The organism is Alcanivorax sp. HI0083, from assembly GCF_001635175.1.
The window spans coordinates 1-593 of sequence record NZ_LWFX01000655.1 but is presented as its reverse complement, the minus strand read 5'-3'; the positions used below and the strand labels follow the sequence as shown (position 1 = coordinate 593).

The window sequence follows — 593 nt, the reverse complement described above, 5'->3', positions numbered from 1 at the left end:
GGCCAGGGCTTCCATCAGCATCTTCCAGCCCATGCCGGTGTATTCCACGCCGCCCAGCACGTTGCTGGCGGGCACGATTACATCGCGGCCGACGATGGGGCCGTTGGGGAAGTGCTCGCCAATGGGTTGGTGATGGTCGCCGATGTGCAGGCCGTCGAGGCCTTTTTCCAGCAGCACCACAGTGATGCCGGCATCCTCACCTTTGCCCAGCAGGTTCTCCGGATCGTGCAGGCGTACTGCCAGGGAGATCAGGTTGGAGACCGGCGCCAGGGTGATGTAGCGCTTGCGGAAGTTGAGCTTGAATTTGATCTCGCCGTCGCTGTCTTTGAACACTTCGCCTTCCGCCTTGATGGAGGCGGCGTCGGAGCCGGCGGTGGGTTCGGTCAAGCCGAAGCAGGGAATGAACTCGCCGTTGGCCAGTTTCGGCAGGTAATACTGCTTCTGTTCATCGGTGCCGTAGTGGCCGAGCAGCTCCGCCGCACCCAGTGAGTTGGGAATCACTACCATGGCGCTGAGCAGGCCGGAGTGGGAGCTGACCTTGGCCATGATGCAGGACTTGGCCTGGGTGGACATGGGGTTGCCGCCGTATTCCT

At 62.1% G+C, this 593-nt stretch carries 1 protein-coding gene; it reads right to left on the bottom strand.

Translation table 11 applies throughout. From position 1 onward, the window contains the following. Positions 1–593, bottom strand: a 593-nt coding sequence (locus A3754_RS06510; RefSeq protein ID WP_197468519.1) for an acyl-CoA dehydrogenase family protein, incomplete at both ends; no start/stop codon positions are given.